Raw genomic sequence first — 5,341 nt, 5'->3', positions numbered from 1 at the left:
CTTTTTGGAATTCTTTCACTAAAGATTTAGGCTAATTTAATAAACTTTAGTAATTTTCAAGTGGATGTTTAGTCCGCATTAATTCGTAAATTTGTTTGAACAGGCGAAAAAATAAAATGTGTAACAGTATGTGTAAATGGATTTACATCCTCAATGAATTTCTCCGCTTTAGCGAAATTTTCAAATTGCATTTTTAGCATGTAACAAGCATTTCCTGCTATACGATAACAAAATTCTACGTTTGGAAGTTTTTCTATATAATTTTTGAATGATTTATAGTCTCCGTTTTTAACTGTTTCTTCTATTATACACTGGATTGGTAACCCTAATTTTTCATAATCAATTTCTAAGGTATATCTTTTAATTATTCCAAATGACTCCATTTGTCTTACACGTTCTGTTACGGAAGGTGAAGATAAATTAATTCTTCTTCCAATTTCACTCATTGATAACCGACTATTCTTATGTAATTCATCTATTATTTTCTTATCAATATTATCTATTTTCATTTTTAAAAGAAATCCTCTTTTTTCGTTAATTATTTAAAATATTTTCGGGTGATTCATTGTTAATTTAATGTGATTTAATAATTTTATTTTTTATAATTAATATACCAAGGGGGTGCTTTAAATGGCAAGAATTGATGAATCGAATTTCGGAGAAATACCATTCCAAAGACTTTTAGGACATAACATAGAAGTGATGAAAGGATGGTTTCACTTAGGAGATGTATTAGAAAAAGATGGATTGCTTTCTGCTGAGTTAAAGGAACAAGTAAGGAGAACGTTAGCGCAAAGTAATGGCTGTGAGTATTGTAAAGCGAAAGGAAAACCTGAGTTTGATAAGTTTAATGAAAAAATTTCAATTGCTATAGGATTTGCAGAAGTTTTTTAAAAGCAAAAGGGAGAGATATCAAATTCAACTTTTGATATTTTGAAGGAATGTTTAAGTGAAGAAGAAATATGTGAGCTGTGTGCATTTATTGCTTTTACAACTGCTTCGCAATATTTTGGAGCGATGCTTAGATTAGAGGCACAAGAGCAGTTGTAAAATAATGAATGGAGCATCTAACATCGTTGAAGGCCTGTTTTGATTAGATTCAAAACAGGCCTTTTCTTTTATACGCTAACATTTTTCTTCTTTGCAGACACAAATTTTTCATCTAAAAAGTTTGTACCTAATACGCCGAGTATAATTATGATTGCCCCAATAATATGGTAATACGCAAGCTCTTCTTGTAAGAAGATGACACCAGCGAACATTGTAATTAAAGTAGACACATTGCTAAATACACTCATTTTTGAAGCTTCTACAATGGATAATGCGTAATTTGATAGGAATGCTGTTAACAGTGATGAAAGGATTCCTAAATATAAGATGGAAACTAGAAATAACGAGTTTGTAAAGGGCTGAAAATATAGATGTATAGTTCCTGCTGCAATATGGTTTCCGATAGATAATGTATTAAAGCAAACAAACCCAATTATAGTCATCATATAAGTTACATCGATTAAGCGGAATTGTTTGGTCATCTTTCGTGCTAGAACGTTATAACCAGCTGATGATAATGCTGATAAGAGAATAAGTATAACACCGGTAAAACTAGTAGTATGAGAGCCTAATCCTTTCATCGCAAAAATGTAAATGACGCCCGATACTGATAACAGGAGCGAGATTTTTTGCCAAATCGTTGTTCGTTCTTTTAAAAAGTAAGAGGCGCACACCATTGTGAAGATAGGAATGGTAGCTTGAATAATTCCTGCTTCAGAAGAAGATGTATACACTAATCCAAATGCTTGAAACGTAAAGAATAATGCTGGATATAGAATGGCTACAGGTAAAATAGAAAGCATATTTTTAAATGTAATATTTAATTTGATAAAACCGAATATGACTGGAATAGATGCGGTTAGAAAAGAAACAGTAAATCGATGAGCTAATGTATCCAATGGTCCTGTAATTGTAAGGGTAAGTTTTACAAACATAAATGAAAAACCAATAATGGATGTATATAGAATTGCTGCAGCGTAAGCTTTTTTAATTTGTAACATAATCACACCTCGTATCATCAATTTTCTTACTGGCCAGTATATGTAAATGGTAATGTTTTCTTGTGGGTGCTACAATACAAATAAATATGATCTGTACCGGTACAAAAATAGATAGAGGTGTAAGCGTGTATAAATATTTAATTGTTTTTAATGATTTAGAAAGGTTAATTCAAACTGGCGAATTAAAAGAAGGGGATAAATTACCGTCTATTCGATCATTAAGTGTGCGTTATCAATGCACGAAAAGTACCATTATTCGTGCCCTTCAAGAGTTAGAAAAAAGACATATAATCTACTCCGTTTTGAAAAGCGGATACTATGTTGTGAAAAAAACAAACGAAAATCATGTTAGAAATAGTAGTGTCATAGATTTTGCAACATCTTCACCTGATCCAGATGTTTTTCCATATTTGGATTTTCAGCATTGCATAAATAAAGCAATTGATACATACAAAAATGACTTATTTATTTATGGGACTCCAAAAGGGTTGCCTTCGTTAATTCGAGTTGTGCAAAGACAACTAGCAAACTATCAAGTATTTACGAATGAAGAAAACATTTTTATTACATCAGGTGTGCAGCAGGCATTATCTTTGTTAACTTCGATTCCATTTCCAAATAAGAAGAAATCGATTCTAATTGAACAGCCAAGTTATCATTTGTTTATCGAATATTTAGAAACGCACGGCATCACTGTGATTGGCATAGAACGGACAGCCGAAGGAATCGATTTAAACGAATTAGAACGTATTTTTCAAACAGAAGATATTAAATTCTTTTATACAATGCCGAGATTTCATAATCCGTTAGGAACATCGTATTCTAAAAAAGAAAAGGAAGCCATTGTCCGTTTAGCGAAGAAGTATGATGTGTTTGTTGTGGAAGATGATTATTTAGCTGATTTAGAAAGAGATGGTAAAGCAGATCCGATGTATTGTTATGATGATTCCTCCCATGTTATTTATTTGAAAAGTTTCTCTAAAATTATTTTTCCAGGGCTCCGGGTTGGTGTTGCCGTGATACCTGATTGTTTAACTGAAAGTTTCTTAACATATAAAAAATTACAAGATATTGATAGCTCGATGATTTCACAAGCAGCTCTAGAAGTTTACATAAAAAGCGGGATGTTTGATCGGCATAAGCAAAAAATTCGTGATTCTTATTATGAAAGGTCCAAGAAGTTAGCCACTTCTTTGAAAGAATGGGGGAGTATGAGCAAACAGTTATTTCAATATCACGATGCGAATTTGCCGTGTGTACATACACACATCATTCTAAATAAGAAGACTATTGTTCAAGCGCTTATTCGAGAGTTACTACAAAATAAAGTATTACTAGATCCGATTGAGAAAAATTATTTATCCTCGTTTCAAAAAGAAAAAATATTAAAATTAAATGTATCGAATGTAAAAACAGAACAGATTGAAGAGGGGGTATGTAAGATTATTGATAAAATGCAACGTGTATAAATCAAAGGCAGGGTTATTATAATTTTTTGAAATGGATATTTATGTTAAGATAGAAAAAAGATTATGAAGAAATGTACTTAAACTTAACGGGTGCTTTAGAAAAGGTGATGTTTATGAAAGAAGTTAATTCGAAAACGATTCATCCATCTATAAGGAAACTTTTATCCTTTGCCACATCAGATTTTAAAGTGGAGCAAGAGTATGGAAAATATTTAAAATCATTAAATCGAAAATTATATAGTTTGGAGCTTGATGGAGAAATTGTTGGTTGTATAGGCATTGAAATTATTAGCGTAAAAGAATGTGAAATTAAACATATTGCAGTATCTTCAGTTCAACGAGATAAAGGTATTGGTAGCAATATGATTAATTATATCTCTATTAAATATCCATTGATTTATGCTGAGACGGATAATGACGTAGTGGAATTTTATCGAAAATACGGTTTCGAGATAACAAGTCTTGGTGAAAAGTATCCAGGTGTAGAACGTTTTCTATGTGAATTTAGAAACGAATTACGAACTAACAAGCACTTTAGTTTAGAAAGAGCATAAAAGAGTCGATTCCTTAGCGTACAGAAAAGCGGCTTTTTTCTTTAAGATTTTGTTTAACATATGTTATCAAAATCTAATTTTTGAAGGCTATTAGAAAATAAAAGTGCTGGTTTGAAACAATGATGAACCGAAATGCTTAAAGAAGAGATTTCGGTTCATGTTATTGAACTAACAGGGCAGTAGTGTTGGAAAGAGAATATATTTTTGTTTTATTAAATAAGGCATAAATTGATTACTTTTTATTTACTTGATTATACAACTCAAGAAGATCTGCAACAGGAATATTGTTTATCTTCATACCTGTTATATCGCTTTGCTGTATTTCCACATTCCTAAGGTTACTATAAGTTATTTTACTTCCTTTAAGATTGCATCTTTTAAATGTAATTGGATTATCTTCATCTTCAAGATTTGTATCAATGAAACGAACCCCATTTAAAGTTACAAAAGCCATTTCGCTGTTAGAAAAATTTAGATCGGCAAACAATGTGTTTCTAAAATTTATATTGTGTAACTTTGAATGACTAAAATTACAGTTGTTAATATGGCTGCTCATCATGTTACTATTGCTAAAAGAACTGCCTTCTAGAGTTACCTGATAACACTCCGTTTTAGCCATATTACAGTTTTCATATTGGGTATCTGAAATATCCTCATTTTCAACTAAGTTTTCTATTCCTGATGAAGGTTCTATTCTTTTTATGTAACAATATTCATCTTCTGTTTTAAAGGTTGCTTCATATCCCATCTTTTCATAAAAGAAGTGGTTGTTGATTTGTTTACTAGATGTTTCAAGATCCCAAGTCCTTACGTTTAAAAACTCTTTTTCTATCAAAGTTATGACTTTTGACCCTATGCCTTTCCCTTGATAATTAGGATCTACAAAAATACGGTCTATCCTACCAAAAGAATGACCTGAAATTGTGACAATAATTCCACCGACAATCGTTTCGTTGTATAGAATTTTGAAGCAATTTAACTCCTTGATCATATACTTGGTCATTTCAATTGAAGCATACCCTGGTGGCTGAATGTTATAGTCAATTATATTCTCGTGATCTGGGAGCCATTTTTTTGCTTCTTTATCAAAGGTTCTTTTCGAAATTTCTGTTAATGTTTCAGCGTCTATAATAGAAGCCTTCTCAATCCTTATTGCTGACATGTAAACGTCTCCTTTAAACTAAAATACGTTGCCTTAAATCCTTATATTACCATAAAAAACAATCTTTTGTAACCGCCAAGGTGAATTGGTTCTTGCGCTAATTTG

The 5,341-nt window shown here is 31.5% G+C and carries 5 protein-coding genes and 1 pseudogene; 3 read left to right on the top strand and 3 right to left on the bottom strand.

The features are described 5' to 3' along the window. Positions 1-68: 68 nt before the first annotated feature. Entirely contained in the window at positions 69-509 is a 441-nt protein-coding gene (locus V7024_RS21125; RefSeq protein ID WP_335523573.1) for an Lrp/AsnC family transcriptional regulator, read from the bottom strand. Between the two features lie 121 nt (positions 510-630). Between V7024_RS21125 and V7024_RS21120 the strand changes: the two are divergent. Then, positions 631-1,050: pseudogene (locus V7024_RS21120) on the top strand (carboxymuconolactone decarboxylase family protein). 68 nt (positions 1,051-1,118) lie between these two features. Here V7024_RS21120 and V7024_RS21115 read toward each other — a convergent pair. Continuing rightward, positions 1,119-2,051: a DMT family transporter gene (locus V7024_RS21115; RefSeq protein ID WP_335523571.1), complete on the bottom strand. Its 933-nt coding sequence runs from the start codon at positions 2,049-2,051 to the stop codon at positions 1,119-1,121. A 125-nt stretch (positions 2,052-2,176) separates the two neighbouring features. Between V7024_RS21115 and V7024_RS21110 the strand changes: the two genes are divergently transcribed. Then, positions 2,177-3,520: a PLP-dependent aminotransferase family protein gene (locus V7024_RS21110; protein ID WP_335523568.1), complete on the top strand. Its 1,344-nt coding sequence runs from the start codon at positions 2,177-2,179 to the stop codon at positions 3,518-3,520. 113 nt (positions 3,521-3,633) lie between these two features. Beyond that, the gene (locus V7024_RS21105; protein ID WP_335523567.1) at positions 3,634-4,074 is read left to right on the top strand and encodes a GNAT family N-acetyltransferase; all 441 of its coding nucleotides are present in this window, start codon (positions 3,634-3,636) and stop codon (positions 4,072-4,074) included. A gap of 232 nt (positions 4,075-4,306) precedes the next feature. Here the strand turns inward: V7024_RS21105 and V7024_RS21100 are convergent, their stop codons facing one another. Beyond that, the gene (locus V7024_RS21100) at positions 4,307-5,236 is read right to left on the bottom strand and encodes a GNAT family N-acetyltransferase (RefSeq protein ID WP_335523565.1); all 930 of its coding nucleotides are present in this window, start codon (positions 5,234-5,236) and stop codon (positions 4,307-4,309) included. Positions 5,237-5,341 lie beyond the last annotated feature (105 nt).

This window comes from Bacillus sp. JJ864 (genome assembly GCF_036963045.1).
GTDB classification, from domain to species: domain Bacteria; phylum Bacillota; class Bacilli; order Bacillales; family Bacillaceae_G; genus Bacillus_A; species Bacillus_A pseudomycoides_C.
Note: the sequence above shows the minus strand (reverse complement) of the source record. Positions and strands in the feature narration are given on the sequence as shown.